The organism is Cohnella sp., assembly GCF_041640265.1.
GTDB lineage: Bacteria > Bacillota > Bacilli > Paenibacillales > Paenibacillaceae > Cohnella.
This window is the reverse complement of sequence record NZ_JBEQAP010000010.1, coordinates 32,939-59,918: the sequence shown is the minus strand read 5'-3', so window position 1 is coordinate 59,918 and position 26,980 is coordinate 32,939. Positions and strand designations below refer to the sequence as shown.

Below are 26,980 nucleotides of genomic sequence, written 5' to 3'. Positions count from 1 at the left end.
GAGCAGAAGGAATTTTGCCTAAAGACAGATTGCACGGGAGTGGAAACGATGAACAAAACACGTCAGATTGGATTTTCTTACGTTTTCCTTTTTCCCAGCTTGTTGCTCACGATAGTGCTTGGTATCTATCCGCTTGGCTGGGCGATCAGATTCATGTTTTATGATTATAAGGGCTATGGGGAAGCGAAATTTACGGGTCTTTACAACTTCAAAAGACTGATGAACGACACTTTATATTGGGATTCTGTTGTTAACACCTTTATCTATGCGGGCGGGAAGCTAATCATCACCATTCCGCTTTGCTTATTGCTTGCAGTCATACTCAATCAGAAGCTCAGAGGACGCAATTGGCTTAGGGCGATCTATTTCATGCCTACGATTATTAGTTCTGCGGTTATGGGCGTTGTTTTCTTCATTATTTTCAACTCGTATAACGGAATTATTAATCAATATTTGATGAAGCTTAATATCATTTCTGAAAGAATTGATTGGCTGGGACCCAAGAACGCGATGCTGACGGCTATACTCATCGCGGTGTGGGGCGCCGTAGGTAACTACATGCTGCTGTTCCTTGCCGGTCTTCAAAATATTCCGAACGATGTATACGAGAGCTCTGCCTTAGACGGCGCGAATAAGAGGCAGCAATTCTGGTATTTAACCATCCCGATGCTGGGACCGGTACTGCAGATTGTTATCATGCTTGCGATCATTAACTCCCTTAAAGGCTATGAGAGCATAATGGTCCTAACCGAGGGTGGTCCGATTGGCAAGACGGAAGTTATGTACCTCTATGTGTATAAGCTGTTTTTCCCAACGCCTTCATCTGGTTTGGTTGTGGATCAGCAATTCGGATATGGGAGCGCGGTAGGGTTCACAACGGCTGTTATCGTCGGGATGATTACACTTCTGTACCACATGATGTCTAAACGACTAAACAAAATGTAATAAGGAGGCCGCTATGAAGACGGAAGTTATACCCTACAATGCTGCGATAAATAAACCTAAACCTCTTCGGACGGGGAGATTAGGCGGACAAGTGCTGCTCTGGATCTTCTTGCTGGCCACGGCAATCCTGATTGTGTTTCCTATATTTGTTACGTTCGCAGGCGCGTTCATGTCTAATGCGGAGCTTTCGACCGGCGGCAGGCTGCTGCCTTCAGTCTGGCACTTCGAGAATTTCAGGGAAGCCTGGGTTCAGGCGAACTTCTCACGTTTTACATGGAACAGCCTTATGTTAAGCGGTGTTACCACAATTGGTACTCTAATAGTAGCGTCCATGGCTGCCTATGTGTGTGAAAGAATGACTTTCCCAGGTAAATCGCTCTTTGTGGCCATACAGGCCTCGACGATGTTCATATCCATTGGAGCTGTCGTTATCCGGCCGCAATTTGAGTTGATGATTAAATTGGATTTGCACACGAGCTTATGGGGTGTAATCTTAATTCTCATTAGCGGTCATGCTTATATTTTCTTTATTCTACTCAGCTTCTTATCGGGGATTTCTCGGGAATTGGATGAAGCGGCGCGTATTGACGGCTGCTCGAATTCGGGTATTTTCTTTAAGATCATCTTGCCTCTGCTGCGGCCGGGTCTAGGAGTCGGGGCGCTATTCACTTTCTGCGGCGCTTGGAATGAATATTTAAGGCCATTGGTATTCACCATGAACACTCCGGATCTTCAGACCTTAACGGTTGGATTATCCTATCTGCGTTACGGGGCATCTGCTGCCGTTCAGACTCACTACATGCTCGCAGGTGCCGTCTTATCGATTCTTCCATTGCTCATCGTCTATATGATTGCTAACAAACAATTCATGCAGATGACGGCGGGGTCACTTAAAGGGTAAGGAATGAGGCTTGCGATATGGACAAAAAGAGGTTAGCTCAGCTTAGAGCAAACGCGTATAAGCCAGAGTTCAATGAGGCAATGGTGCTGCTTAGAAGGGAAGCGGAAGAAGCTTCCCGTATCGTCCACCGGATCGGCGCGAACGAGTACGGAGAATGGATGCATCAATATTATTGCAAGGATGACGGATCTAGGCTGCAATTCGATTGGAGCCAGCCTAAATCCCATTTCTGTCCGACGTGCTCGGCAGCTTGGTCAGGCGAGCCTTTCGATTCGGCTTGGACATCGATCGTACACGTTCAGATCGGTAGAGCGGTATATCATTCGTCCCTGCTTTACACGATTGAATCGGATGTTAGGCTCTTGAAGCAGGCTAAGTCGTTTCTGCTCTCCTACGCCAGCCACTACGAAGGTTATCGGATCCATGGGGATATTCCCTACAATGGACCAGGCAAATTGTTCGCTCAAACGCTGGACGAAGCGCATTGGATTATCGATCTTGCGATGGGATACGATTTAATTAGAGAGCATCTATCGCTCGAAGAGGAAGCCCATATTCGTATTGGGCTTCTTCAGCCTTGCGCCCGGTTTCTTATCGCTCACAAAGAAGAGCAAATCCACAATCATTCGGTACTCATTACTTCTGCGATTGCATCCATTGGCTTACTGCTTGATGACGAGGATATCGTTCAGGCCGGTTTAGAAGGAGAGTATGGTTTATTCGATCAGATCAATCGGGGGCTGTTCGAGGATGGCCTTTGGTACGAGGGTAACGCCCAGTATCACTTCTATGCGTTCAAGTCGTTGCTTAATTATGCGTTGATGGCGGAAGGCACGCTGTTGGATATTTACAACTACAGGGCTTTGAAGCTTATGTTCGACTACCCTCTCCATTTGGTTTTGTCGGATGGAACCATGCCATCGCTCAACGACGGCGGACCCCGGGACGGGATTGGGACTTTTGCGCCATTCTATGAGATTGCTCTGGATATTTACGGAGATGAAATCTATCGCACTCTATTGAATACCGCTTATGGCACAGAATCGAAGGATCCGAGCTTCATAGGGATTAGAACGGTGCCAAGAGACTCGTTATTTGCGTTGCTATTTGGCCGTGAGCTTGCAGCTGCGGGCAAGCAATCAGAGAGTTTGTGGACATATGCATACCGGAATGTATCTTTGCCTGCCAGCGGTTTGACGAAGCTTGTGAATTGTTCTCGTTGGCAAGTGCTTGTTAAGCATAGCAAATTCGGCGGAGAGCATGATCACATGGATCGGCTTGGATTATCCGTTGTTTGCGGGGACATTCCCCTGATGATTGATCCAGGGACAACGGCTTATGGAGTTCCGGTTCATTATGGCTGGTTCAAGCATACTTATTCACACAATACTGTAAGCTTGAATGGCGCCGATCAGCCTCCGAGTGACGGTCGAATAGTCCAGCTTAAGGAGGTTCCATGGGGGGTATGGATGGAGACTGCGGTAGATTGGAAGACCGATAGCTATACAATGAGGGATCGGATTATTCTCCCGCCTGAGCTTTGTCCTTGGGATGAGGAGGCATACAAGGGAGCAGAGATTCGCAGAATCAACGTATTGGCGGACGATCACTTTTTGGACATTGTAAGCGTTACTCTCGCAGGGCATCGTGAGGTTCATCTAACGAATCACATTAGCGGGATGCTGGCGGATAGCCGCAAAGGGGCTTGGCGCCCGTCGGTAGAAAAGCTTAGTGAGCTTGACCAGAAGTGGTTGAAGGAGAAGCGGAAGCTGGCGCCCGATGAGGGGAAGTCGTTTGTCTATCAGATGCGAAGAGGAACCTTGCAACAGCTAAGCTGGTGCTCGAAGTCGGCCGATACGTTTACTGCGTTAACTCCTAACAATCCACCGAATACGAATCGCACCTCGCTCATCCATCGAGCGGCGGCGGAGGATAACGTGTTATTCGTGCAGGCGTTTAGTTATGATTCGGATAAAGACCATGTGGTAGAATTATTCCAATCCTGTAATCTTCAAGTTACGGAGCAGCCCGAAGGCAGGCACTCGATCGAGTTTACTTGCTCGGGATTGCGGCATTGTTACGATTTGGAGCTGCATGAGGATGGCTCTATTTTCGATAAGATAGAAAGCAAGACAAAATAAGGGGGAATACGTATGAGCAGCCCTATCGGAGTTTGGGAGAATGCGGAGCCGGGAGTGACTCGTAAAATTTTCCAGCCAGGTACGTCTCTGATGATGATGGAGGTGCAATTCGAAGCTGGAGCAGAGGGATACGAGCATTCACATCCGCATGAGCAGATGAGCTACTGCCTAAAGGGAAGCATCGAATTCCGGATTGACGGCGAGAAGTATGTCATTCGGCAAGGGGAAACGATCGTAATCCCAAGCGGGGCCAAGCATGGAGTAACTGCTTTGGAGACTTCTGCGCTCTTGGATACTTTTACGCCTCTTCGCGAGGATCTCCTTCGGCGCGGGGAATGAGGGGCAGACGATGAGGGGTAACCGTTTAAAGTTTCTTAGTCTTTGGGCGATTAACGACACGTTGAATCTTGTGGAGCTTAACGAGCAATTAGATGACATTCGCTCTGCGGGAATGAGCGGCGTGATCTTCCATCCGCGCTTCTATCCGAATGAGCCTGCATATATGAGTGAAACCTATCTGAATATCGTCTCCGAGCTGATTTTATATGCAAAGTCTGTCGAGATGGAATTCTGGATCTATGATGAGAATGGATGGCCTTCTGGCACTGCAGGCGGTGAAGTGCTGGCACGGCGCCCGGAATCAGAGTGTCAGTGGCTGGAATGGGTTCCGGGTGAGGGAGAAGAAGGCCGCATCGTATTCGGTTCTAAATCGGCGGTATCCTCTTTCGATCGTGGAGCGACGGATACCTTTCTTGCCTTTACTCACGAAGGGTATCGCAAGGGGCTGACGGCAGAGGCCTTCGACTATGTGACAGGCTTCTTCGCGGATGAGGTCGCTTTCCTTGACGGGCATGGAATTACGGTGAAAACAGGCGCAGTTCCTTGGGACAAGCGATTCGCAAAGTTGTATCACGAGAAATACGGTGAATCGATCGAGCCTTTGCTCCAGCTCCTATTCACGGAGGATGAAGGTTATGAGCGTGTAAGAGTTCGTTATTGGGAGATGCTCACGGATGCGCTCATTGAAGGCTTCTACGAGCCTATTTCCACTTGGTGTGCAACCCATGGCAAACGGTTTACCGCCCATCTGAAGGGGGAAGAGAATCCCTTCTTTCAGTTGTCTTACAGCGGGTCTTGCTTTCAGGTTCTGAAAGGGATCGAGAGTCCCATGATCGATGCGCTCGAGCGCTATCCCGGCAACAACTTCTACCCGCGGATTCTGCACTCGGTGGCTATTCAGCAGGGACGAAGCGACTGCTTTGCAGAAGCGATGGGCGGCGGCGGATGGGGAGTTTCCCCCGAATCATTCACGAATTACGTGATGTGGCTGGCTGGCCATGGAATCAATCAATTTATCTTTCACTTGAATCAGTATAAGTTGAAGACTCAGGCGATTCAGGATTGGCCGCCTTCCATGCCAAGCCATATGACTTGGAAGGATGCTTTTCCGGCGCTGCTGCAGTCTGTGCAAGAGAAAGCGGCATTGCTGCCTGATTTGACGGGCAAGCCTCAGTTGTTAATCGTTACGCCAACTCGCGGTATCATGGCTGCCTTTAATCCGCTCGATTCGATGCAGATGAATGAGCATAACGGCTCTAATGTACCGGATTCTAAAAGCGGTGAAAGGAGCAGCAAGCTGCTTCAGCTCGTCGAGGAGTGTCATGAAGCCGGGCTTCATTACGAATTGTCCGAAGAACGGGTAATTGGGGAAGACGGAATTATCACAGAAGGGAAGCTGAGAATCGGTTTCCGTGAATACGATTGTGTGCTCATGGCGGAAGGCTGCAGGTGGGATGGCGGAGATATGGTAGACAAGCTGAGCTTAGCGGGCATAAAGGTGCTGTCTGCTGACGATTGGCGCTCAGCTTTCCCGGAAAGGCAGCTTTCGGGTAATGAAATCGCCGAAGTGAGTTCTAATCCGGAACAAACGGAGTGGATAGTGGATGCGCCGCAGAATAATCAAGTCTTCATTGAGTTTGCGGTAACCGCGAATGGTTGCCTGCAAGCGGAGTTTCCATTGGAGCGGCCTGAGAGGCTGGAAGGGTTGTCGATATTTCTTCATGATCCGGTGAAGGAAATTTGGATTAACGGACAGCTGCTAGCGATTGAGGTGAAGCAGGTTGTTGGCGGGTTTACTGTGCCAATCCCGGATGAATTAATTCAGTCAAATACTACGTTGCAAGTTCGGGTCGTGCCGCTTGAAGTGGGGCAGTCCTGCCCAGTTGCATTCATTCAAGGCGGTTTCGCAGTCAAATCACTCTCTCCCTATGTCTTAAGAGATGAACGGCAATGGATGACTAAGGGACCTTTCGTACTACTTACCACGATGCCTGAACGTTTAGATGGAACTGACTTGATCTCCTCAGGTTTTCCGTATGCTGGCTTGCCGGTCAGGGCTGCTAAGACGGTTCGGATCGTGGAAGGCAGTGGCAGCAGCTTTATTCGCTTCACGGGTGTGATTGCAGATGCGGTACAGGTTTGGTTGAGCGGTAAGGAGCTTGGCTGGTGCTGGGGGCCGGATTGGAAGCTTCCGTTACCATCGGAAATGTCAGCCGGAACCTACAAGCTAGAACTCCTGCTGTATCCGAGTACCTTCAATGTTTACGGTCCTCATCGTCACGTTGACGGAGACAGATATTTAACAAGCCCCGACCAATATCGCGGCGTCAAGAACTTCGCAGATCGTCCGGATGCTCCGGAGCAGACTCTTGGAAAATATTCTCATTTTGTGAAGTGGGGCATAGCGGGTGATGTGGAGTTGGTTACAGCGTCTATTTGAATGAAGGAGACTCGGGCAATAACCGCCAAATCATTGCGCGCGGCCAGACTGCGGCGCTGTAGGTACACTTTCTGTACCTACAGCGCCGCTTTGGGCTCCAAAAGTACCTCTAGGTTCAGAATCGAGGCTGTCGATTAATTGTGGACAGTTTTAACGTGAACGTACACATGCAGAGAATGTATATGATTTTTCACATACATTTACACAATCCGGGCTCAAATCAAATTTTTTGTATGAAATTTCGTATAGAATCGACTGATTCGATGTGTAAGACGCTCATTTTGTATGATTTTTCGCATACATTTTGTGGGAGCCTGAACGAAGGGAATAGATGGTTAGAGGCGATGCTTTCAATTAAGCTGCCAATTGTAAACCAAGTATAGTAGCCGGGTAGCTTTGTGCCTTCCGCGCGGAGACGATGCTATGAACCCGTTTATTTTGGACGATTCCGATGGCTACGGCAGGCTCGACCTCATCCCGCTGTACGAGTGCAATCAACGACGCGACATCCCCAATCTGATAGGCGGAAGTCAATGACCGTAGAAAAGCCTTCAAGTCTTCGTTTGCGGGTATTGGATGATCAGCCTCTTTTTCTATATCGGCCCTAACGAGAATAAGGGAATGGCGTGCGCGATGGAGCACGGCCTTCACCGCACCTTCCGTCGTGTGCAGCATGTTCGCTGCTTCTAGATTCGAAAATCCGAATACATCCCGAAGCAGGAAAACCGCTCTTTGCAAGGGAGATAGGTGCTTTATTAAAGCTTGAAAGGCTGCCTCGATTTCAAAAGTTGTGTCACTGACTAATTGATTCGCTAATATCTTGGGTTGCTCCGATTTAACGATTCGATCCAAAACGGTTTTGCGCCGAGCTTGGTCAATCCATGTGTTCTTCGCAATTCGCAGCATAAAAGCTTCCGGATTCGAGTGACCAAGGCTCTTGAAGGTCCTCATCGCTTTTACCCACGTGTCCTGAGCCAAGTCCTCGGCATCCCAATGGGATTCCGTGAGGGACAAGCAATAACGAATTAGACTGTTATGCAGCTGCTCCATACTCTCGACACCCGTCCCCTTCCCTTTATTCTCAACAAAAGCCTCCGTTAAGATCATCACCCTTTCGCTCCCTCCAGCTAATATTTGATCCTCTATATGTCAGCGAAGCCGATTTCTCTCTATGACCGTAAACGAATGAAGCTTCTTAAAGGATACGCATTTGCCGAATTATTTTTGTCAGCTTCATTACCTAATTATACCGTATCTTTCACAAACCTCCATTCGTTTACTTGGGGTAAGCGATCAGAAAAAAAGATAACGGAGGTAATGATCGATGAGCACCTATATTCCCTATGTCGTCGAGCAAACGAGAGGCGGCGAAAGATCTTACGATATATATTCCCGTCTGCTGAAGGATCGGATTGTGTTCGTGGGAGCAGCGATTGAGGATCAAATGGCGAATAGCATCATCGCGCAATTATTGTTCCTCGCCGCAGAAGATCCGGAGAAGGATATTTACTTGTATATCAACAGCCCTGGCGGCTCCACTTCAGCGGGTTTTGCGATTTACGATACGATGCAGTATATCAAGCCAGAAGTGAATACCATCTGTATGGGAATGGCAGCTTCGTTCGGAGCGCTCCTTCTGCTCGCCGGAGCCAAAGGAAAACGCTTCGCGCTTCCGAACAGCGAGATTATGATTCATCAACCAAGCGGGGGCGCTCAGGGTCAAGCGAGTGATATCGCCATCAGCGCTAAACGTATTCTGCTCCTTCGGGAGAAGGGAAATCAAATCACCTCTGAGAGGACAGGACAGCCGCTGGAAAGAGTCGAGAAAGACGTGGAACGGGACTATTTTATGTCCGCTCAAGAGGCGCTGGAATATGGGATCATTGATAAAGTAATTACATCTGCCGAAGCGGCAAAATTGACGTAAGCAACTTAGACAATAAAGCCCATCGAAATTATCCCGATGGGCTTTTCTTTGTCATATTGTCAACTCCAGCTCTTTCAGGAGTGAATTGTTTATGATTAATAGTTTTACCCTCGTAAGATCCACCTTAGACAAGCAATAGCTTCGAAAATTTCGAGTTCTTCCTGTTGAATTGGATTTTCCGATAGATATACAGAACGAAACACAGATGCATACCGCTCTGAAATATATATCTTTTTTAGGGTAAGTGACCACGCAAAATCATATCTGGAGTCCCCTAATTTCGCTCTTGTTTTATCTGAGCCATTCCAACAAGATGATTTAATACATGAAATAGATCTGGATGTTCTCTTACCCCAGGATAAAAATAGTCTATGAAATCATATTTTGGAAGCTGTATATTTACTATCTCTTCGAAAGGAGTTTGATGTATTTTTGATAAAATTATCGCAATATCATTCAGTTTCTTTTCCGCTTAGAACTCTTATTCCATACTTTCAATACAAAGCTTTCTGTATTTGAACTTATCTTCATGACTTCAGCTTCAAATCCCTGATCCATTGGATGAGTGATTAAGGTGTGTTCTCGATTTAATAAATGATCAATGATTTCATTTTTTTCTTGCCAATCAATGAGCCTTAAATTTGCCAAGTAAAATCTTCCTTTCGTATGGTATTCGCTTTTTCAGCAGATTGTACCACATGATAATATGATTGTATTGAATGATCACTCCCGAAAGGTAGCATAATTCTCTATCTTCATCTTGACTACTCCCACTGCTCATGCAATAATGTACACGCGTACATTAGATGATAACAGACAGGAAGGTTGGGTCTTTGACGAATCGCAGGGAAGTAGCCAAGCTTGCCGGAGTATCCGAAGCGACGGTATCTCGCGTGTTAAATGGAATTGGTCCAATGAAGGAATCCACCCGGGACCGGGTACTGGAAGCGGCGAAGCAGCTCAACTATGAATTGAACGCTATTGCCTCAAGCTTTGCCAGGGGGAAGAGCGGTAATTTAGGCGTTGTGCTGCCCTATGTACCAAAGGTTCATCTCTTCTCCACTTTTTATTTCTCGGAAATATTAAGCGGGATCGGGGAGGCTATTCGCGCCAAAGGTTACGGATTGCTTTTGCTATTTCGTGATCCAGTTGATGAATATGACTATGTTTCATTGTTCCGCACACAGCGGGTTGATGCTTGTATCGTTCTAGGCGCTAGCGCGATCGACTCGGAGCTGAGGGGAATAAATCGGCTGGCCGGGGAAGGCTTGCCTTTCTGCGTAATGGACCAACGGTTCGAGAATCCTTCGGTAAGCATCGTCGCGGCGGATCATGAACAAGGCAGTTATGATGCAGTTAAGCATCTACTAGACAAGGGCTATCGACGAGTCGGATTTCTGACTGGCTCACCGCAATATTCCAACAGTTGGGATCGGATGTCCGGTTATCGCAAAGCACTGCAAGAGGCGGGTATTGCTGTAGACGATTCACTAGTTTACGAAGGAAATTACAGTCGTAAAAGTGGTATTCATGCAGCTGAATCCATCTTTGCCGATTTGCGAAAGCTCGATGCTCTCTTCGTCAGTAACGATCGTATGGCCATTGGACTTATGCAAGGACTTCGGGAAAAGGGCTGTCAGTTCCCCGAAGATCTCAAGATCGTCGCTTACGATGATTCCGATGCGGCCAGCTTCACAGAGCCTGCGCTTACGTCGGTTAAAGTTCCTTTCTACGATATGGGAAGATTAGCGGCAGAATGTTTGTTAACGAGGCTGCCGGTCAAGGGCGAAGAGATGCCTGTTTTTCATGAGAAATTGCAGACGGAGCTTAAGGTAAGGAAATCTAGCGGCAGCTAAACGGAATGGAGATTGAAACAAATGAAAAAAGCGCTGATCGTATGGGGTGGATGGGAAGGCCATCAACCTAAGGAAGTCGCTGAGATTTTTCGTGGACAGTTAGAGCAGGAAGGCTTCCATGTAGAGGTTTCAGATACGTTGGAGGCTTTCGCAGACGGAGAGAAGCTGAAAGGCTTAGACTTAATTGTTCCAGCATGGACGATGGGCCGAATTGAGCAGGCATGGGTTAATAATGTTTCTGCGGCCGTACAGAGCGGAGTTGGAATCGCAGGCTGTCATGGCGGGATGTGTGATGCATTCAGAGAAAACACGGATTGGCAGTTCATGACTGGCGGTCAATGGATTGCCCACCCGGGTAACGATGGCGTTGAATATGACGTGAATATTAAATGCAGCTCAAGTCCGTTAGTGGAAGGTATTAAGGATTTCACGGTTAAGACTGAGCAATATTACCTTCATGTTGACCCTGCCGTTGAAGTGCTCGCTACGACTCGGTTTCCATTAGCTGAGGGGCCGCATTCCTTGAATAAATCGGTAGATATGCCGGTAATCTGGACGAAGCGCTGGGGTCTAGGCCGAGTCTATTACAACTCGCTTGGCCATCAAGCTAACATCATGGAAATTCCTGTCGTAAAGGAATTGATGAGAAGAGGCTTTAACTGGTGCGCAGAGGGCAAGTCGCTCGCTCCTTCTAACCAAGCTCAGGGTGCATATACAGGCATGCAGGATAACCAACTCTAAATTCGGGAGACGAGAAACGGTCATGGATAAAATCAAAGTCGGTATTATAGGTACAGGTAATATAAGCGGAATTTATTTTCAAAATGGGAAAAGGTTCGACTCGATGGAGGTTGTTGCTTGCGCGGATCTAGACGTGGAGAGAGCGAAGGCTAAGGCAGCTGAACACGGCATTCGCGGCTGCTCCGTTCAGGAAATGCTAGCTGATCCGGAAATTCAAATGATTATTAACCTGACCATTCCGTTAGCTCATGCTTCAGTCTGTCTTCAAGCTCTAGAAGCTGGCAAGCATGTCTATGTAGAGAAGCCTCTGGCCGTTACACGTGAGGAAGGATTACAGGTGTTGGAGCTTGCACGTCGTAAGGGCTTGCTTGTGGGAAGCGCACCGGATACGTTCCTGGGCGGTGGAATTCAAACCTCGGTCAAGCTTGTTGAAGATGGCTGGATCGGCACGCCAATCGGAGCGACAGCCTTCATGGTCGGCGGCGGTCATGAGAGCTGGCATCCGGCTCCCGAATTTTATTATGACATTGGCGGAGGACCGATGTTCGATATGGGCCCCTACTATTTAACGGCTCTAATCGCATTGCTCGGACCTATTACCAGAGTAACCGGCTCCGCGCGGATTTCCTTCCCGGAACGCACGATTACAAGCCAACCGAAATTCGGACAGAAGATTACAGTCAAAACCCCTACCCACGTAGCGGGAATTATCGATTTTGCAGCGGGTCCGGTTGGGACGATTTTGACTAGCTTTGACGTGAAAGGCGGCTCCATGCTACCTCGTATCGAAGTATATGGCAGCGAGGGAACGCTGCGTGTGCCCGATCCTAACGGATTCGGAGGTCCGATTAGCATCATGCGTGCAGGCTCCAAGGAATGGTCTGAGATCCCGCTTACGCACGGAAAAGCCGAGAATGCACGGGGCGTTGGGGCAGCCGACATGGCGAAGGCCATTCAAACGGGACGCAAGCATCGCGCCAACGGCGACATGGCATACCATGTTCTTGAAGCAATGCACGGCTTCCACGATGCTTCCGAGCAAGGCGCGCATTATGTGATGAAGAGTACATGCGAGAAGCCTGCGCCGCTTCCGCTGGGGTTGTCTGATTTCAGCTTGGATTAGGATTTAATAACGTAGTCAAGTTAAGAGCTCCTCCTTAATCGGATGTGATTGGCATCCATGAGCTGGGGGAGCTCTTTTTTTCTGCGACGGCACAATCAACGAATATAACTTTCTCGCTGTTCGCAGGAGAGCTATAGCGTGCTTTACGGAGTACAACACTTACGAGGCGCTCTCATTGTTGCATTTTGCGACAATGGTGGGACGTTTCTTGGTTAGGTGCTCTCATCGTTGCATTTTGAGGCTGTCGATTAACAGTTCATAACTTCGGAAATCTGCGAGAGACCACAAAATGTATTCGAAAATCATACAAAATGAGCAGCACACACATCGAATCAGTCAATTCTATGCGAAATTTCATACACAAAACACGATTTGAGCCCGGATTCTATAAATGTATCCGAAAAATCATATACATTCTCTGCATGTATAAGTTCACGTTAAAACTGTCCACAATTAATCGACTATAAGGATCGGCTACCATTAAGGAAATACTGTTAGAAGATTATGCCGTCGTAGTTTTTTTTCTATTGAAACTCGAGGCAATATCGGTCAAACTGATCACTAGGATAGGTTAAAAGAATGGAGCAGAGTCAACTTAGATGAATAAAAAATGGATTTACTACGCAGGTCTTACGATCGTTTCGATCATATGGGGAGCTAACTTCGGGGTGTCGCGTTCTGCGATGGAAACGTTCGACCCGATCCTATTCTCCTTTTTCCGATTCGGAATGGCAGTGCCGTTGTTCTTTCTCTTATTGAAAATAAAAGAAGGCAATGTTGGCGTACCCTGGAAAGTCGCGTTAAAGCTTGCTGTCATTGGTCTCGTTGGAGTTACGGGGCTGGAAATCGCGGTAATGTATTCAATCAAATATACGACTCTCGCCAATGCCTCGCTGCTTAATGTCGCTCCTTGGCCGATATTCGCCGCATTGTTTGCGCCCTTCTTCGTGAAGGAAGGCTTTTCTAAGCGTTTGGCGGTTGGCGGAGCGGCGGCAATTGTAGGTGTTACTTGCATTATTCTGGGCGGAGCGGAAGGTCTTAATCTTTCTTCCGAGCATATGACGGGCAATCTGCTTGCCTTCGGCATCAGTATCGTCGGCGCGTTGTATAACCTCGCCTGCATGCCGCTTATGAAGCAATATTCTCCTCTTAGGGTAAGTACTTGGTTTATATTCTTCGGTGCTTTATTCATGATTCCCTTTACAAGGGGCAGCTGGGCCAAAGTGGACTGGAGCGCCTTACAGCTCGGACATTATTCGGCTATCGCATACAACGTCATCTTATGTACCGTAGTGGCCTTTATTGTGTGGAATGCTTGCATGCTCAAGATCGGCGCCGCGCGGGCGAACTTCTTTCGTTATGTCGTTCCTGCCGCTGCAGTCGTGGCGGGTGTTATCTTTTTCGACGAGGGAGTTACGATCTCGCAACTCGTTGGAGCCGTATTTATGGCGGCGGGCCTGGTGTGGATTAGTACAGAGAAGAAGCCTCAGCCAGCATTGTCAAGAACAATACTGCCCGAAGCGTTGACAGAACAAGGCAGAACCTAGAGAGAATCAAGGAAAAACCAACCGGATAAGTCAAACTCCATCTGCCTTAACACGCTCCGGACGATTCCGGAGCGTGTTTCTGTATTCAGAAGGCGATTGCCCCCGCCACTTACGGAATTTTCTGGAGAAGTAGAGCGCATCGCCGAAGCCAACGGAGGAAGCAACCTGGTCTATTGTCATAGAGGAGGCGAGCAGCAGCTCGGCCCGCTGCATTCGAATTTTGAGCAAATATTGCATGGGCGATAGACCCGTCGTTTGTTTGAATAGCTTGCATAGATGCGTACGATGGTAGCCCAGCATGTTAGACATATGCCCGATAGAGATCGTCTGGGTGAATTGCAGGGTCAAGAATTGGATGGCTTGTTTCATTACGCGATCTATAGAAGAATCCGGGGCATGTATGGCGATATCAAACTTATGCTGTGCGAGTCCGAATTGCTGGAGAAGGAGACGAAGCCAGCCTCCAGCCTCCAGGTTAGCAAGCTCAGGCCGGGTATCCGATTGAAAGCAGCTTTGAAGCTGTTCATAATAGCTCCTAACCATAGGATTAAGGCTATGATGGATAATCGGCTGTTCCGGAGAAATTCCAAGAGAGCTCATTAAATGAGCCGCACGATGCCCGACAAAGCCAACCCATACATAATGCCAGGGCTGATCCTTATCCGCTTGATAGAAGAACAACTCCCCAGGGAAGATAACAAACGTATCTCCAGTGCTGCAGCTATAACTCTTATCTTTAATTATGAATTGGCCCTGTCCAGCTAGCACGGTATGAATCAGGTAATAGTCGTGAATAGCCGGACCCCATTCGTGCAAGGAGTGCGGACGGCCTTCCCCGCTGAATAGGATGGCAAGCTCTCCATCCATTGGAGAAGGATTCATTCCGAGGGAGTAATAGTCATGCTCGGGATTTATTTTCATCACCTTCTTTAGTGAGCTTTTCTATTACTTTACCAAAAATAAACGACAAATGTCCATAGAGATGCGCGTTCAATCTATACTCTTTTATTACCGCTTGCATTACATTAAGGATAGAAATTTACACGACTATCTGGAGGTTGTTATCTTGTCCAAAATCACCTTTCTCGGCGCTGGGAGCACGGTTTTTGCCAAAAATGTTCTTGGAGACTGCATGCTGACCCCATCTTTACAAGGCTTTGAAATTGCGCTTTTCGATATCGATCCGGTTCGTCTGCAGGATTCGGAGAACATGCTGAATAACATCAAACAGACATCGGGAAGCACTTGTGTTATTAAGTCATACTCCAATCGCAAAGAAGCCTTGCGCGGCTCTAAGTACGTGGTTAACGCGATCCAAGTCGGCGGGTATGATCCATGCACGATTACCGACTTTGAGGTGCCTAAGAAATACGGCTTAAGACAAACGATTGCCGATACGATCGGAATCGGCGGGATTTTCCGTAATTTACGTACGATTCCGGTTATGCTCGACTTCGCTGCGGATGTACGCGAGGTTTGCCCTGATGCTTGGTTCCTCAACTACACGAACCCGATGGCCGTACTAACAAATGTTATGAATACTTATGGTGACGTGAAGACGGTTGGCTTATGCCATAGTGTGCAAGCATGCGTGCCGGATATGTTCAAACATTTAGGCTTGGATCAAACGGGTGTCAAAGCAAAAATCGCAGGAATCAATCATATGGCCTGGCTGCTTGAGGTGACGAAGGATGGCGTAGATCTCTATCCGGAAATCAAGAAACGCGCTGCAGCGAAACAAAGCGAGAAACACGGTGATATGGTCCGCTTTGAGATGATGATGAAGTTCGGCTATTATAACACGGAGTCTTCTGAACATACCGCAGAGTATCATCCGTATTTCATCAAGCGTAACTACCCGGAATTAATCGAGCGGTTTAACATTCCGTTGGATGAATACCCGCGTCGTTGTATTGGGCAAATTAACAATTGGCAAAAAATGCGCGACGAGCTGGTTAATGACACGAGCCTCCAGCATAATCGTTCCCATGAATATGCATCATACATCCTCGAAGCGATGGAGACGGACATCCCGTTCAAGATCGGCGGTAACGTCATGAATACAGGCGGGTTGATCTCCAATCTGCCACGAGAGGCTTGTGTAGAGGTTCCGTGCCTCGTCGATCGCAGCGGAGTGAATCCGACCTATGTTGGCAATCTCCCGCCACAGCTAGCAGCGCTTAACCGGACGAATATCAACACGCAGCTCTTGACGATCGAAGCTGCGATTACCGGCAAGAGAGAGCACATCTATCATGCGGCAATGCTAGATCCGCATACGGCTGCCGAGCTTTCGATGGATGACATCGTCGCGATGTGTGATGACCTAATCGAAGCTCATGGGAATTGGCTTCCGAAGTTTACTGCTTAATCGGGGTGCGAGCCCTAAACCTCAAAAAATCCGCACGGCGACATTCGCTGTGCGGATTTTTAATCTTTTACTATGAAATTGAATCCTATAATTTCTCTTGAATGTGCTTGGCGATTAATTCCCCATGATGACGACCGCTCTCAATGAATATTTCGTTGGCTTCACGGCCGGCAGCAATAACTCCTGCGATATAGAGTCCGGGAACGTTGGTTTCCATTGTCTCTTCATTAAAGCTTGGTATCGTTGAGTCAGTATCGACCGTTGCACCTGCATCCGTGAGCAGCGTCCTCTCGGGACGGAAGCCTGTTAAGGCGAGAACGAAATCATTTTCAAGCAAGAAAGGCTGGCTGTCCGGTTTTATCTCTTGGACGGTGACAGTACGCTCTCCGATCTTAATAACGCGGGAGGCGAATAACATGCGGATACGCCCTTTTCTCACCATTCCCTCGAAGAGCGGTAGTACCCAAGGCTTGATACTGGGCGAATAGCTTTCTCCGCGGTAGACAAGGGTTATATTGGCTCCTACTCGCAGTAACTCCATCGCTGCGTCAACAGCAGAGTTGCTGCCTCCAATAATCGCAACCTTCATCCCGGTGTAGGGATGTGCCTCCTGGAAGAAGTGGGTCACCTTAGGCAGCTCCTCGCCCGGAATGCCCAGTAAATTGGGATGGTCGAAATAACCAGTGGCAACTACAACGAAATTAGCTTCATATATACGAAGCGCACCGAACCGATCGGTAGTCTCCACTCTGAACAGGCCTTGCTCATTGCGAGTAAGGGAGGTTGCGGACTCATAAGCGTGAATGCGCAGCTGTCTCCTTAGTGCTACATCTCGATAATATTGCAGTGCTTCACGACGGGAGGGCTTCTCGTTCGGCGTAGTGAAAGGGATTCCACCGATTTCTAGAAGCTCAGCCGTACTGAAAAACTGCATGTAGGTCGGATATTGGTAAATCGAATGAACAACCGCATTTTTCTCGATTAGAAGAGGATCTAATCCGATGGCCTGCAGCTCCAACGCAGCGGATAAACCGCAAGGACCAGCTCCAATTATGATTACATTTTCCGTAACTTTCGCGATTTGTTCATTCATGGCTTTTCTCCAATTTTGTTCTTGTTTATTCCAGAGAAGTTCAGTTATAAACGATTATACCTCTTTTCATTAACTTTTGTTGCATTAGCCGCGTTTCCTTTAGCTTGTTCACAGCCCGTAACAACAGACAATTACTTTTTATACCAGTCTCTTTTCGGCAATGACGATAAAAGGGTTGATGTTGCTTTCAAACTTCATAAGGTATCTCCCTTACCTTTCTCAAACAATTCAACGTAAAAAAACCATCAAGTTCACTGGTATTCCTCAGTGGTCTTGATGATATTTTTGATTCCCGCTGGGAGCTTCAATTCAATTTGATCTTGCGCACTGTCTCGTGTCGGTCTCTACACGTTTATTCTCGATTGGATAATTTCTCTTGGGCCAGCCGAATCATCTCGCGTACCATTGTTCCTCCGATTTTACCGCCAACTTGGCCTGCTTGTTCGGTAGTCAGATTCCCGTTGTTCCCGGGGGTCAATGGTACGCCTAATTCATCGGCAACTTCATACTTCACGTCGTCGGGTCTAGCCGGATCGACCGAATAACCTTCGTTCTGCATAACCTTTGCCTTAAAATCAGCCACTCCCCGCTCCGCCCCCGGCACGATTAGCTTTCTTCTTCTAGCCATGTTCAATTCACCCGCTTCCATCGAATCTTGCCTTTCTCTTAGAGCTATCGTACCCGGATGCGTCAGAATTATGCGGTTCGTCTGGCTCCTTTTATAGGGCATTACTATTTAGCTGCCATCATTTGGTTCAGCATGGCTTGTCCTTCGGCTTGAAGGAAGCTTAAAGCCTGTTCGGCGGTCTTCTCCCCTGCTATCGTAGCGTTCATCTGCTCATTCACGAGGTCGTTAAACGGCTTGAAAAATACCGTTGGGACAATGGATGTCATATAATTGTCTGTACTTGGCCATCCGCGCTGCTTATAAAACATCTCATAATTCGGATCATTGCTCCATTTCGGATATTCCTTAAGGGAATATAAGCCTTGGTCGAGGGAAACGCGAATCTTACCCATTCGATCGGAGTGGAAGTATTGCACGGCTTTCCAAGCAGCTTTAGGCTGAGAGGATACCGTTGGGATTACAAAGGTTATATCCGTAGCAAACCAACCAACCTTCTCGGGATCTCTAGAGCTTACAGGCCCGGAGAACACTCCCCATTCAAAGTCAGGCGCTGAGGACTTCAACCGTAACATTAGGTCGTCTTGAGCATAGGTCATGGCCGCTTTCCCTTGCGAGAATAAGTCCATCTGTTTCTGGGCTTCCTCAGTCACGTAAGTCTCCCCATCCACTACCTTAAGCTTAGACTCTAAAGTACTGAAGGCTCCCTGTTTGAAGGAATCGGACACGATATTCCAAACTTTTGTCCATTCATCAGATTGCAGAGTAATCTTGGTTTTACGCAAATCAATATAATGCAGACCTTCCGTGCTCCCTATCATATCTAACATATCCATTGGTGTTCTGACCCAATCCTCATGAAACCCGTAGGTCCCTTTTTCCATACGCCCATCCTGCATGAAACGGTTAGCCAGCGCTAGAACTTCCTTCCAGGTCATTTGATCATGCGGTTCCTCAATACCATAGCTGCGAAACATTGTCTTATTGTAATAAAGGACGGACGTTCGAAAGGTGGGAGATAATCCGTAAAATTTGCCGTCGTTATTGTCTTTGAGAATATCGACGACTCCCGGCGCTAATGTATTAGGATCCATTCCGTCTCGGGCCATCCATTCGCCAAGGTCAAGGAGTGCGCCGCTGTTTGCTAAGCTTTTGTACAACATTCCGAACATGATTATCAAGTCCGGCTTCTCGCGCTGAATGAAATCGACGAATGCCTGAGTAGCTTCAGGCTCCTTCATCTCATGAATCTTTAATTGATTCATAGGAACAATCGTGATATTCCAAGTCGGGAAAGCGGCATCGAAATGATCTCTATATTCGCGATTAAAAGTCATCTCGTTATCAAATGCGATTCTTATGTTCAGCGGCCCTTCCGGCTCTAATGTTGGCTGACAGCCTGCGGATAGAAGCGATAAAAAAATGATAGGCAGCAAAAGGACTGAGAACCATCTAGGCTTAAGTTTATTCATTAAGAGGGCTCTCCTCAGCTTGGCTTGAGATTGAATTCATTAAAGCAGAGAGCTGCACGGCTTGCAGCTGCAATTGTTCCATGGCATCCTCTAAGCTGCTACTGCCCTTAATAACGGACTCCAGCGCTTGATTTCCAGCTTCCGTCAAACCTTGATAAAAACTAGAATACTCGGGTAATTGATTTAGCTCGGCTTTATTAAGGATAGCGGTGCTATCTACCTCCAGCTTATAGAAAATATCTGCATTATCTATCGAAGCATTCTCCGAGCTAAGGGATCGACTTGAAAAAGGAGCATATCCGTTCTGCGCGTCTCGCTTAGCTTTTTCAGGACTGACGATATATTGAATAAGACTCCAAGCTGCCTCTTGATGAGAAGATTCGGTGTTAACGGCATAAACGGTTGAGATGTCAAAATCTGAAGCTAAATCAGGTTGATTAGGATTTATCGGCTGAGTAACAACACCCCATTCATCATTAAAGCCAATACTCTCCATGGCTTGTCCAATATCCCATTGATAGCTGGATGTCCGATAGGCAAGAGCGGCACGTCCGCTTAGAAAAGGGTCAGCTTTGTATAAGTCACTCATGAGAACATTGCCTTTTGTTGACGCCCTATTTTCATTGGAAATAAAGCCTTCCTTATATCCTCCTAAAATGGTTTCCCAGACATTTCGCCAGGCTGCAGTGTTTAGGGTAGGCTGCAGCTGATCCGATGAGAGTATACGAAGTCCCTCGGTTTCCCCGATCTTAAGAAGCAGTCGGAAAGGGGTGGTGTACCTGTCTGTGGTCAGCCCATAGATCGGTTTTCCATCGGTGTCCGTTCCTGTGAACCGGGAGGCTAGCTGCATGACTTCCTTCCAACTCAAATGACTTTGCGGCGTAGCGATACCAAATTTATCGAATAATGTTTTGTTGTAATATAACGCCGAGGTTTCGAAATAAGGAGCGAGACCATAGAGCTTACCAGCACCGGCTTCACGCAGCGTTCGAATAACAGGCTGGTGAAAATCCTGAAGCGCATAGTTGCTCTTGGTAATCCAATCATCAAGCGGTTTAATGATGCCGGCATTAGCCAAATCTTCAACGAAAGCGAGCGGAACCTGAAGAACGTCGGGCTTATTATCCTCAATCCATTTTATATAAGCAGTTATATCACGAATGTCCGAATTTTCTGCGACTTCAAAGTGAACGGACGGATGCCGGATGACGAATGGCTGTCCAATATCACTCATGAAGCTATTCGTATCCCAATATTGAACGGAAAGCTCTAGATCCTCTTCGTCCCAGGTATCCGGAATAGCTTGATTTGAAGCCTCTTGATTTCGTACCCACCCATTAATCGGATCGTTTAGCAGCCAACCCGATGCAAGCAGCGCAAGTATGAGAAGGCAGGCAGCAAGGGGGCGCGGGTAACGTTTCTTTTTATCCAATTGTTCGACACGCTCCTTGATTTCACGCATTGATTTCTTCGAAAATCCTCCCCACCCGAGAGGGGTTTCAGTCAGCTCTTTCTCCCAATCCGAGTCTTTGCGGTTCATATTCATTCACTCCTCTCAACGGCGTTAGCGGTTAAGCTCGAACTGATGCACAACCTGGCTCTATGCAATCTCGATTTAATGGTTCCTTCTGTCACGCCCAGAAGCTGAGACATTTCTTGCATCGATAGACGGTAATGGGTAGACAGCAACATAACCTCTCTTTGCTTGCGCGGCAGTTCCATTACGAGGCTCCAGATATAATTCTTTTCTTCATTTCCGAACCATTCGTTCTCAGCAGAGCGGTGCTTCTCTTGCCCTAACCATGAGGGGAATAATTGAACCTTCCGAAACCAAGCGGTCTTCAAATAGTCGAGTGCCGTGTTACGAGTAATGGTCAGCAGCCATGATTTAACGCTCGTTCCCCCGCGGTACGAGTTAAGATTCTCATATACCTTCACGAATACGTCCTGGGCAATATCCTCGGCTAGATCCCTGCGTTTTGTAATGAAGTAGGCATAATTCCATACATCTTTTCCATACGTCATCATTAGCTCATCGAACAAGGCATGCCGATCTATTCCACTCGTAAGGTATTTCAAGTAATTAAAACTCATCGGACATTCCTCCATGAATATAGAACGACAAACATTGGGTAAAGTTCCATTTTAGCCCGCAATGTATTGACTTCAATAAGATACCCTTCTAAACTTGGAAGTCTCAAGTGTTTATTCATTGCCTTTATCGCATCGGAGGGACTTTTCTTGGCTTCAATCGCTGGATCAAAGACAGCGGCATCCTCATCGAATGCCGTATTGCCTGTACTGTTGGCCATTAGCATGGTGCATTTGCTGAATGATTCGATGCAAGCGGTCATACCGGCGCTGTATCCGATACTAGCAAAGTCGCTAGACTTGTCTTATGTCCAGGTTGGATGGATCGGCTTCATGCTGAATATGACTTCGTCTGTTATGCAGCCGGTTGTCGGTGCCTATTCCGATCGTCGCTCGCTGCCCAATATGCTGCCGATTGGAATGTTCTTAAGCTTAATTGGGATGGTGGGCATCGCGTTCGCCACGCATTTCTGGTTTATCCTTTTTGCGGTCGTGTTCATTGGATTGGGTTCAGCGATCTTCCATCCAGAGGGCTCAAGAGTCGTATATTTCGCCGCGGGAGGAAGACGGGGCTTCGCTCAATCGGTTTATCAAGTGGGTGGAAATGCCGGAAGTTCCTTAGCCCCGCTCATGACCGTATTTATATTCGTTCCGTTCGGTCAATTCGGCGCCATATGGGGAACGCTGTTCGCGGGGTTCGCCATCGCGATTCTGCTCGGGGTTCTGCCTTGGTATAAGCGTAAGCTTGCGGACTGGGAAACAGAGCGCACGAATTCAGCTTCGAGAAAAGCGGGATCGACTCTAATTGAGAAAATGGATCATCCACGGGTCAAATTCGCCATGGGTATGCTGATCTTTCTCGTCTTCGCGCGATCCTGGTTCCATGCCGGTATCAGCAGCTATTATCAATTTTTCCTTGTAGAGCACTATGGTCTGACGATCGGGGGAGCCCAAATTCCGGTGTTCCTATTTCTAGCAACCGGTGTATTGGGAACGTATTTCGGAGGGGTGCTGGCGGATCGGTTCGGTCTTAAAAATATGATCGTCTTCTCCATTTCCGGAGCAGCTCCGCTTGCACTTATTCTGCCGCATCTTCCATTGTTTTGGATATATCCAGTGATAGCGCTGTTAGGTTTTATCGTTCTTTCGGGTTTCTCCGTAAGCGTTGTGTATGCCCAGTTTCTCATGCCTTCGAAAGTGGGCATGGCCTCCGGGTTAACGACGGGGTTAGCCTTCGGGATGGGGGCAATCGGCGCCGTTGCGCTTGGTAAAGCCGCAGACATGTTCGGATTGCCGCCCGTCATGTGGTTTTGCAGCGCCCTGCCACTAGTCGGACTATTTGCGCTATTGCTCCCTTCCGACCGTACGAAGGCTTAATCAAACAATATCAAACAATCGCCCTGCAGAAAGCCTAATTGGCCTTTTGCAGGGTTTTTTAGTGACGCAAATCAATGAATTATCTGTTGATTGACGAGCAATAACGTACTTGGATAGAGAGCATCGCTAACATAAGCTCTCATTGCTGCATTATGAGGCTGTCGATTAACAGTTCATAACTTCGGAAATCTACGGGAGACCACAAAATGTATGCGAAAAATCATATAAAATGAGCAGCACACACATCGAATCAGTCGATTCTATGCGAAATTTCATACACAAAACACGATTTGAGCCCGGATTCTATAAATGTATCCGAAAAATCATATACATTCTCAGCAGGTGTACGTTCACATTAATACTGGGTGAAATTAATCGACAGCCTAATTATGCGACAATCTGTATCAGCCTTCCTTAAAATCACTTGATGATTGAAAACGCTATATTCTTCAAAGTTGTCGCACGGTGAAGGCGTCATGATCGGTAGATGTTAGGATAGAATTGAGGGGTTAGCCCATTCTATAATGAAAATATAATTAAAGAGTACCGGCCGGTATCCTTCTTTAGTTCAAATTCATAATATTTAAGGGGGATTCTCTTGAAACGATCTTTGTTTGCTAGCCTGATGGCTTTAATAATAATTAGTACAGTAGTCTTAAGCGGTTGTTCCTCCAATTCAAATGGATCGGCCTCGAGCAGCCCTGCTGCAAGTTCCAGTCAACCAACTGAAAGCGCTGCCAGCAGTGCTCCCGCGGCAACAGACGGTGATCCGTTCGGAGGATGGGTAGTAGGCCTGCCGAAGATCGAAGCGCCTGCCGGCTTTAACTGGAAGCAATTCGAAGGAACTACGCTTAACGTCATCACCGAAAATACGCCTCCATCTTCCGGTTTGGCCGCCAATATCGATATTTTCGAGAAGGCTACCGGAATTAAAGTGAATATCGAACAGGTAAACCTTGATGTGGTAATTGAGAAAACTGGTCTCGACTTCAACGCCCGGAATGACAACTATCACATCATTTATGCTGATCCATACCAAATTCTTGCTAAGCAATCCCGTCACTTCCTGGATCTTAACACCTTAAATAATGATTCATCGCTGCCGAAAGTACCGGGAGGTCTGGAGGACTTCATCGAAGCCCAACTTACGGCTAACGGTTATATGGGTGACAAAGAACATCTCTATACGCTTCCTTATGACAGCCCGACAATGGTTCTGAGCTATCGCAAAGATGTATTCGAGAAATACAAGGATCTGTTCCAAAGCGAGAAAGGTTATGACTGGACTCCGGGTCCAGAAATGACTTGGGAGCAATATTATGAAATCGCTGCTTGGATCAACCAAAAGGTTAAAGCCGGCGTGATCAAAGAAGTCAAGTACGGAACGGGCCACCAGGCCAAACAACATGACTCCTTGATGAATGATTTCAGCAACGTTCTGACATCCTTCGGCGGCGAGTACTTCCAAGCCGAGAACCTTGGAAGTATCGGTACGGACAAGCCGGGCAAATCGCTGCTCACTTCTCCAGATGCTATAGCTGCAGCCGAATTCTACAACAAGCTGCTGAAAGAAGCGGCTCCGGGCAGCACATCATGGGATTGGTCCGGCCTTGCGGAAGCTTTCGCGGCAGGAGAAATCGCGATGGCGCCAGAATGGCACGAATTCGCTTCCATGTACGAAAATCCGGAATCTTCGAAAGTAGTAGGCAACGTGGGCTGGACGATTCTTCCGAAAGGTCCGAAAGGCCGCGGCAATATGTACGGCGGTACTGGCGTAGGTATCAACAAATATATTCCGGAAGAGGACCAAAAAGCGGCTTGGCTGTTCTTGATCTGGGCTACCGCACCGCAAACGCAATATAAAATACTTGACGTCGGATTCACGCCGACCCGTCATTCGGTTTACAACTTGCCCGAAATCCAGAAAGCGATGCAGCCTGGCACGGAAGAGTCCAAGAAATTACCGAACGCTCCTTCCATGATTGCTGTACTCGAAGCCTGGAAAGAAGGAAATGTGTACATGAGACCGAAGATTCCGATGTGGCCGCAAGTGGATACCATCGTATACACCGAACTTTCTAAAATGCTGGCGGGCAGACAATCGCCTGCCGATGCGATGAACGAAATTGCGAAACAAAGCAACAAGCTGACCGGCAACTAATAGTTGGAAAAAGCGGGATTGCCGCAGGCTCAGCAGCCCCGCTTTTTCCTCTTTCAGACGATCAGAAAGTATAAGTTTCTATGATAGGAAAGGAGGTTGCTGCCTTTATGCAGGCAACCGGAGTAAGAATAAAAAGAGCTAAACCCAACCGAACGGAGTTCTGGATGTTGCTTCCTTCCATGATCGTGCTGGCGACGATCAGCATCTTCCCCTTTCTCTTTATGATATACGCAAGCTTTATGGATTACACTCTGGACATGGATAAACCGAAATTTGCAGGTTTAGACAACTGGATCCGGATATTCACAACTGACACTTTCTGGGAATCCTGGGGCCGGACTGCGATCTATGCCGGAGGAGGATTAATTATACAGTTGGTGCTTGGCGTTGTTATGGCTTTGTTGCTATACCATATTCCCAAACATCGAAATTTCTTCGCCACCCTGTGGATGCTGCCTTTATTCGTGGCGCCGATTGTAGCAGGCTTGCTTTGGCGTTTTCTCCTTGATTCGACTTATGGACTGTACAATTGGTTTCTGCAATTATTAGGAATGAACGTTCAAATTCTCGGCGAAGCGGCTTATGCGATGCCGGCCGTTATTATGATGGACGTATGGGAATGGACCCCGCTTATCACAATTATCGTGCTGGCCGGGCTTCAGGCAGTCCCAACGGAACCACTCGAAGCGGCCGAAGTTGATGGGGCAAGCAGCTGGCAGAAAGTTCGTTTCATTCTGCTTCCGATGGTGCGGCGTATGATCGTCGTGGCATTGTTGATCCGTTCGATGGATATTTTACGGTACGTAGATACGATCACTATTACAACCGAAGGCGGTCCGGCCGACGCTACCAAGATAGCGGGCTACTACCTTATGCAGGTAGCATTCCGGTTCCAGGATATCGGTACAGCAGCCGCACTGGGCCTCACGATGCTGTTCGTGACCATTTGGCTCGGTAAGTTTTTCCTTAAAGTCTTACGAAGCGAGGAGGCATAAAGATGGCAATGAATCGCAGAATTATGAACACCGTTCTTTATGTCCTAATCTTCGGAGCATTGGCGTGGGCTCTTGTTCCCATTCTTTATATGATGATATCTTCCGTGAAAACTCAGGTGAACATGTTCTCCATGCCACCGCAGCTTATTTTCGAACCCACGTTTGCCGTTTATATTGATATGTTCACAGGCAAAGGGCATTTTACCGAGTTTCTGACTAACTCCGTCGTCGTCGCCATACTGACCACAGGGCTCTCCCTCATTCTAGGCGTCACGGGGGGATTCGCTTTGGCCCGTGGAAATTTCAAGCGGGAGAAGGATATTTCATTCTGGATTATCAGCACCCGGATGGCTCCCATTCCGGCTGTCATTCTTCCCTTGTATCTGATCTTCGCTAAAACAGGCTTGATCGGAACGACGGAAGGGCTGATTTTCGCTTATACCACCTTTAACCTGCCGTTTGCCCTTTGGATGATGTGGACGTTTTTCAAGGATATTCCGATTGATCTGGAAGAAGCCGCGATGATTGACGGATGCAGCAAGTTCAAAGCTTTTCTTCGGGTGGCGGTTCCGACTGCGGCCCCAGGGATTGTCGCTACGGGCGTGTTGTGTCTGATGTTCTCGTGGAACGATTATGCTTTTGCTTCTATTTTTACTGGAAACGGAACGCAGACGGTGCCGATTGCGGCTTCGTTGCTGGTTTCCCAGCAAGGGATCAAGTGGGGTCAAGCGATGGCTACCGGTACTGTCATTATCATGCCGATGCTCATCTGCGGTTTGCTTGTGCGCAAATATATGGTTCGCGGACTTTCCATGGGAGCAGTCAAATAATGATT

23 protein-coding genes are annotated in these 26,980 nt (G+C 47.6%); 15 read left to right on the top strand and 8 right to left on the bottom strand.

Features of this window, described 5'->3' with window-relative positions:
- The first annotated feature begins 48 nt into the window (after positions 1-48).
- The 5 genes from ACESLK_RS10055 to ACESLK_RS10035 are packed head-to-tail and all read left to right on the top strand — an operon-like array spanning position 49 to position 6,766.
- Positions 49-945: a carbohydrate ABC transporter permease gene (locus ACESLK_RS10055; protein WP_373229294.1), complete on the top strand. Its 897-nt coding sequence runs from the start codon at positions 49-51 to the stop codon at positions 943-945.
- A 13-nt stretch (positions 946-958) separates the two neighbouring features.
- A complete protein-coding gene (locus tag ACESLK_RS10050; RefSeq protein WP_373229292.1) occupies positions 959-1,846 on the top strand; it encodes a carbohydrate ABC transporter permease in 888 nt (295 codons plus the stop codon).
- A 17-nt stretch (positions 1,847-1,863) separates the two neighbouring features.
- Complete coding sequence (locus ACESLK_RS10045; RefSeq protein WP_373229291.1) at positions 1,864-3,987, top strand: heparinase II/III domain-containing protein; 2,124 nt, start codon at positions 1,864-1,866, stop codon at positions 3,985-3,987.
- Between the two features lie 12 nt (positions 3,988-3,999).
- Positions 4,000-4,326 (top strand): cupin domain-containing protein, encoded by a 327-nt coding sequence (locus ACESLK_RS10040; protein WP_373229290.1) that lies wholly within the window; start codon positions 4,000-4,002, stop codon positions 4,324-4,326.
- Between the two features lie 10 nt (positions 4,327-4,336).
- Entirely contained in the window at positions 4,337-6,766 is a 2,430-nt protein-coding gene (locus ACESLK_RS10035; protein ID WP_373229289.1) for a hypothetical protein, read from the top strand.
- 354 nt (positions 6,767-7,120) lie between these two features.
- Here ACESLK_RS10035 and ACESLK_RS10030 read toward each other — a convergent pair whose 3' ends face one another.
- Positions 7,121-7,873: an RNA polymerase sigma factor gene (locus tag ACESLK_RS10030; RefSeq protein WP_373229366.1), complete on the bottom strand. Its 753-nt coding sequence runs from the start codon at positions 7,871-7,873 to the stop codon at positions 7,121-7,123.
- A 217-nt stretch (positions 7,874-8,090) separates the two neighbouring features.
- On the opposite strand from ACESLK_RS10030, the gene clpP reads away from it, so the two are divergent.
- Positions 8,091-8,693, top strand: coding sequence for an ATP-dependent Clp endopeptidase proteolytic subunit ClpP (gene clpP, locus ACESLK_RS10025; protein WP_373229288.1), 603 nt, complete (start codon positions 8,091-8,093; stop codon positions 8,691-8,693).
- A gap of 456 nt (positions 8,694-9,149) precedes the next feature.
- Here clpP and ACESLK_RS10020 read toward each other — a convergent pair whose 3' ends face one another.
- Entirely contained in the window at positions 9,150-9,341 is a 192-nt protein-coding gene (locus ACESLK_RS10020; RefSeq protein WP_373229287.1) for a hypothetical protein, read from the bottom strand.
- Between the two features lie 185 nt (positions 9,342-9,526).
- Here ACESLK_RS10020 and ACESLK_RS10015 point away from each other — a divergent pair, with 185 nt between their 5' ends.
- From ACESLK_RS10015 to ACESLK_RS10000, 4 genes are all read left to right on the top strand, one after another.
- Complete coding sequence (locus tag ACESLK_RS10015) at positions 9,527-10,549, top strand: LacI family DNA-binding transcriptional regulator (protein ID WP_373229286.1); 1,023 nt, start codon at positions 9,527-9,529, stop codon at positions 10,547-10,549.
- A gap of 21 nt (positions 10,550-10,570) precedes the next feature.
- Positions 10,571-11,290, top strand: a complete 720-nt coding sequence (locus ACESLK_RS10010) for a ThuA domain-containing protein (protein WP_373229285.1) — start codon at positions 10,571-10,573, stop codon at positions 11,288-11,290.
- A 22-nt stretch (positions 11,291-11,312) separates the two neighbouring features.
- On the top strand, positions 11,313-12,413 hold the full coding sequence (locus tag ACESLK_RS10005) for a Gfo/Idh/MocA family protein (protein ID WP_373229284.1): 1,101 nt from the start codon (positions 11,313-11,315) through the stop codon (positions 12,411-12,413).
- A gap of 599 nt (positions 12,414-13,012) precedes the next feature.
- The gene (locus tag ACESLK_RS10000) at positions 13,013-13,960 is read left to right on the top strand and encodes a DMT family transporter (protein ID WP_373229283.1); all 948 of its coding nucleotides are present in this window, start codon (positions 13,013-13,015) and stop codon (positions 13,958-13,960) included.
- Positions 13,961-13,990: 30 nt separating this feature from the next.
- Here ACESLK_RS10000 and ACESLK_RS09995 read toward each other — a convergent pair whose 3' ends face one another.
- Entirely contained in the window at positions 13,991-14,881 is an 891-nt protein-coding gene (locus ACESLK_RS09995) for an AraC family transcriptional regulator (protein ID WP_373229365.1), read from the bottom strand.
- Between the two features lie 145 nt (positions 14,882-15,026).
- On the opposite strand from ACESLK_RS09995, the gene melA reads away from it, so the two are divergent.
- The gene (gene melA, locus ACESLK_RS09990) at positions 15,027-16,331 is read left to right on the top strand and encodes an alpha-glucosidase/alpha-galactosidase (protein ID WP_373229281.1); all 1,305 of its coding nucleotides are present in this window, start codon (positions 15,027-15,029) and stop codon (positions 16,329-16,331) included.
- An 85-nt stretch (positions 16,332-16,416) separates the two neighbouring features.
- Here the strand turns inward: melA and ACESLK_RS09985 are convergent, their stop codons facing one another.
- From ACESLK_RS09985 to ACESLK_RS09965, 5 genes are all read right to left on the bottom strand, one after another.
- Positions 16,417-17,424 (bottom strand): YpdA family putative bacillithiol disulfide reductase, encoded by a 1,008-nt coding sequence (locus tag ACESLK_RS09985; protein ID WP_373229280.1) that lies wholly within the window; start codon positions 17,422-17,424, stop codon positions 16,417-16,419.
- Between the two features lie 352 nt (positions 17,425-17,776).
- Positions 17,777-18,052, bottom strand: a complete 276-nt coding sequence (locus ACESLK_RS09980) for an alpha/beta-type small acid-soluble spore protein (protein ID WP_373229364.1) — start codon at positions 18,050-18,052, stop codon at positions 17,777-17,779.
- Between the two features lie 104 nt (positions 18,053-18,156).
- Positions 18,157-19,521: an ABC transporter substrate-binding protein gene (locus ACESLK_RS09975; RefSeq protein ID WP_373229278.1), complete on the bottom strand. Its 1,365-nt coding sequence runs from the start codon at positions 19,519-19,521 to the stop codon at positions 18,157-18,159.
- Complete coding sequence (locus ACESLK_RS09970; protein WP_373229276.1) at positions 19,514-21,061, bottom strand: ABC transporter substrate-binding protein; 1,548 nt, start codon at positions 21,059-21,061, stop codon at positions 19,514-19,516. Before ACESLK_RS09970 ends, ACESLK_RS09975 begins: the two co-directional genes overlap by 8 nt.
- A 2-nt stretch (positions 21,062-21,063) precedes the next feature.
- The gene (locus tag ACESLK_RS09965; protein WP_373229275.1) at positions 21,064-21,615 is read right to left on the bottom strand and encodes an RNA polymerase sigma factor; all 552 of its coding nucleotides are present in this window, start codon (positions 21,613-21,615) and stop codon (positions 21,064-21,066) included.
- Positions 21,616-21,762: 147 nt separating this feature from the next.
- On the opposite strand from ACESLK_RS09965, the gene ACESLK_RS09960 reads away from it, so the two are divergent.
- The 4 genes from ACESLK_RS09960 to ACESLK_RS09945 all read left to right on the top strand — a co-directional run bounded on the left by ACESLK_RS09960 (position 21,763) and on the right by ACESLK_RS09945 (position 26,975).
- Entirely contained in the window at positions 21,763-22,989 is a 1,227-nt protein-coding gene (locus ACESLK_RS09960; RefSeq protein ID WP_373229274.1) for an MFS transporter, read from the top strand.
- Positions 22,990-23,587: 598 nt separating this feature from the next.
- The gene (locus ACESLK_RS09955; protein ID WP_373229273.1) at positions 23,588-25,150 is read left to right on the top strand and encodes an extracellular solute-binding protein; all 1,563 of its coding nucleotides are present in this window, start codon (positions 23,588-23,590) and stop codon (positions 25,148-25,150) included.
- Positions 25,151-25,257: 107 nt separating this feature from the next.
- Positions 25,258-26,145, top strand: coding sequence for a carbohydrate ABC transporter permease (locus ACESLK_RS09950; RefSeq protein WP_373229272.1), 888 nt, complete (start codon positions 25,258-25,260; stop codon positions 26,143-26,145).
- A 2-nt stretch (positions 26,146-26,147) separates the two neighbouring features.
- Entirely contained in the window at positions 26,148-26,975 is an 828-nt protein-coding gene (locus ACESLK_RS09945; protein ID WP_373229270.1) for a carbohydrate ABC transporter permease, read from the top strand.
- The last annotated feature ends 5 nt before the right edge of the window (positions 26,976-26,980 follow it).

Excerpts from the sequence above, each read along its gene's own strand:
- ACESLK_RS09995 (WP_373229365.1), bottom strand. The coding sequence starts at position 14,881 with ATGAAAATAAATCCCGAGCATGACTATTACTCCCTCGGAATGAATCCT.
- ACESLK_RS09950 (WP_373229272.1), top strand. The coding sequence starts at position 25,258 with ATGCAGGCAACCGGAGTAAGAATAAAAAGAGCTAAACCCAACCGAACG.
- clpP (WP_373229288.1), top strand. The coding sequence starts at position 8,091 with ATGAGCACCTATATTCCCTATGTCGTCGAGCAAACGAGAGGCGGCGAA.
- ACESLK_RS10045 (WP_373229291.1), top strand. The coding sequence starts at position 1,864 with ATGGACAAAAAGAGGTTAGCTCAGCTTAGAGCAAACGCGTATAAGCCA.
- ACESLK_RS10055 (WP_373229294.1), top strand. The coding sequence starts at position 49 with ATGAACAAAACACGTCAGATTGGATTTTCTTACGTTTTCCTTTTTCCC.
- ACESLK_RS09970 (WP_373229276.1), bottom strand. The coding sequence starts at position 21,061 with ATGAACCGCAAAGACTCGGATTGGGAGAAAGAGCTGACTGAAACCCCT.
- ACESLK_RS10010 (WP_373229285.1), top strand. The coding sequence starts at position 10,571 with ATGAAAAAAGCGCTGATCGTATGGGGTGGATGGGAAGGCCATCAACCT.
- ACESLK_RS09980 (WP_373229364.1), bottom strand. The coding sequence starts at position 18,052 with ATGGCTAGAAGAAGAAAGCTAATCGTGCCGGGGGCGGAGCGGGGAGTG.
- ACESLK_RS10005 (WP_373229284.1), top strand. The coding sequence starts at position 11,313 with ATGGATAAAATCAAAGTCGGTATTATAGGTACAGGTAATATAAGCGGA.
- ACESLK_RS09945 (WP_373229270.1), top strand. The coding sequence starts at position 26,148 with ATGGCAATGAATCGCAGAATTATGAACACCGTTCTTTATGTCCTAATC.
- ACESLK_RS10040 (WP_373229290.1), top strand. The coding sequence starts at position 4,000 with ATGAGCAGCCCTATCGGAGTTTGGGAGAATGCGGAGCCGGGAGTGACT.
- ACESLK_RS10035 (WP_373229289.1), top strand. The coding sequence starts at position 4,337 with ATGAGGGGTAACCGTTTAAAGTTTCTTAGTCTTTGGGCGATTAACGAC.
- ACESLK_RS10050 (WP_373229292.1), top strand. The coding sequence starts at position 959 with ATGAAGACGGAAGTTATACCCTACAATGCTGCGATAAATAAACCTAAA.
- ACESLK_RS10030 (WP_373229366.1), bottom strand. The coding sequence starts at position 7,873 with ATGATCTTAACGGAGGCTTTTGTTGAGAATAAAGGGAAGGGGACGGGT.
- ACESLK_RS10000 (WP_373229283.1), top strand. The coding sequence starts at position 13,013 with ATGAATAAAAAATGGATTTACTACGCAGGTCTTACGATCGTTTCGATC.
- ACESLK_RS09965 (WP_373229275.1), bottom strand. The coding sequence starts at position 21,615 with ATGAGTTTTAATTACTTGAAATACCTTACGAGTGGAATAGATCGGCAT.
- ACESLK_RS09975 (WP_373229278.1), bottom strand. The coding sequence starts at position 19,521 with ATGAATAAACTTAAGCCTAGATGGTTCTCAGTCCTTTTGCTGCCTATC.
- ACESLK_RS09985 (WP_373229280.1), bottom strand. The coding sequence starts at position 17,424 with ATGAATGAACAAATCGCGAAAGTTACGGAAAATGTAATCATAATTGGA.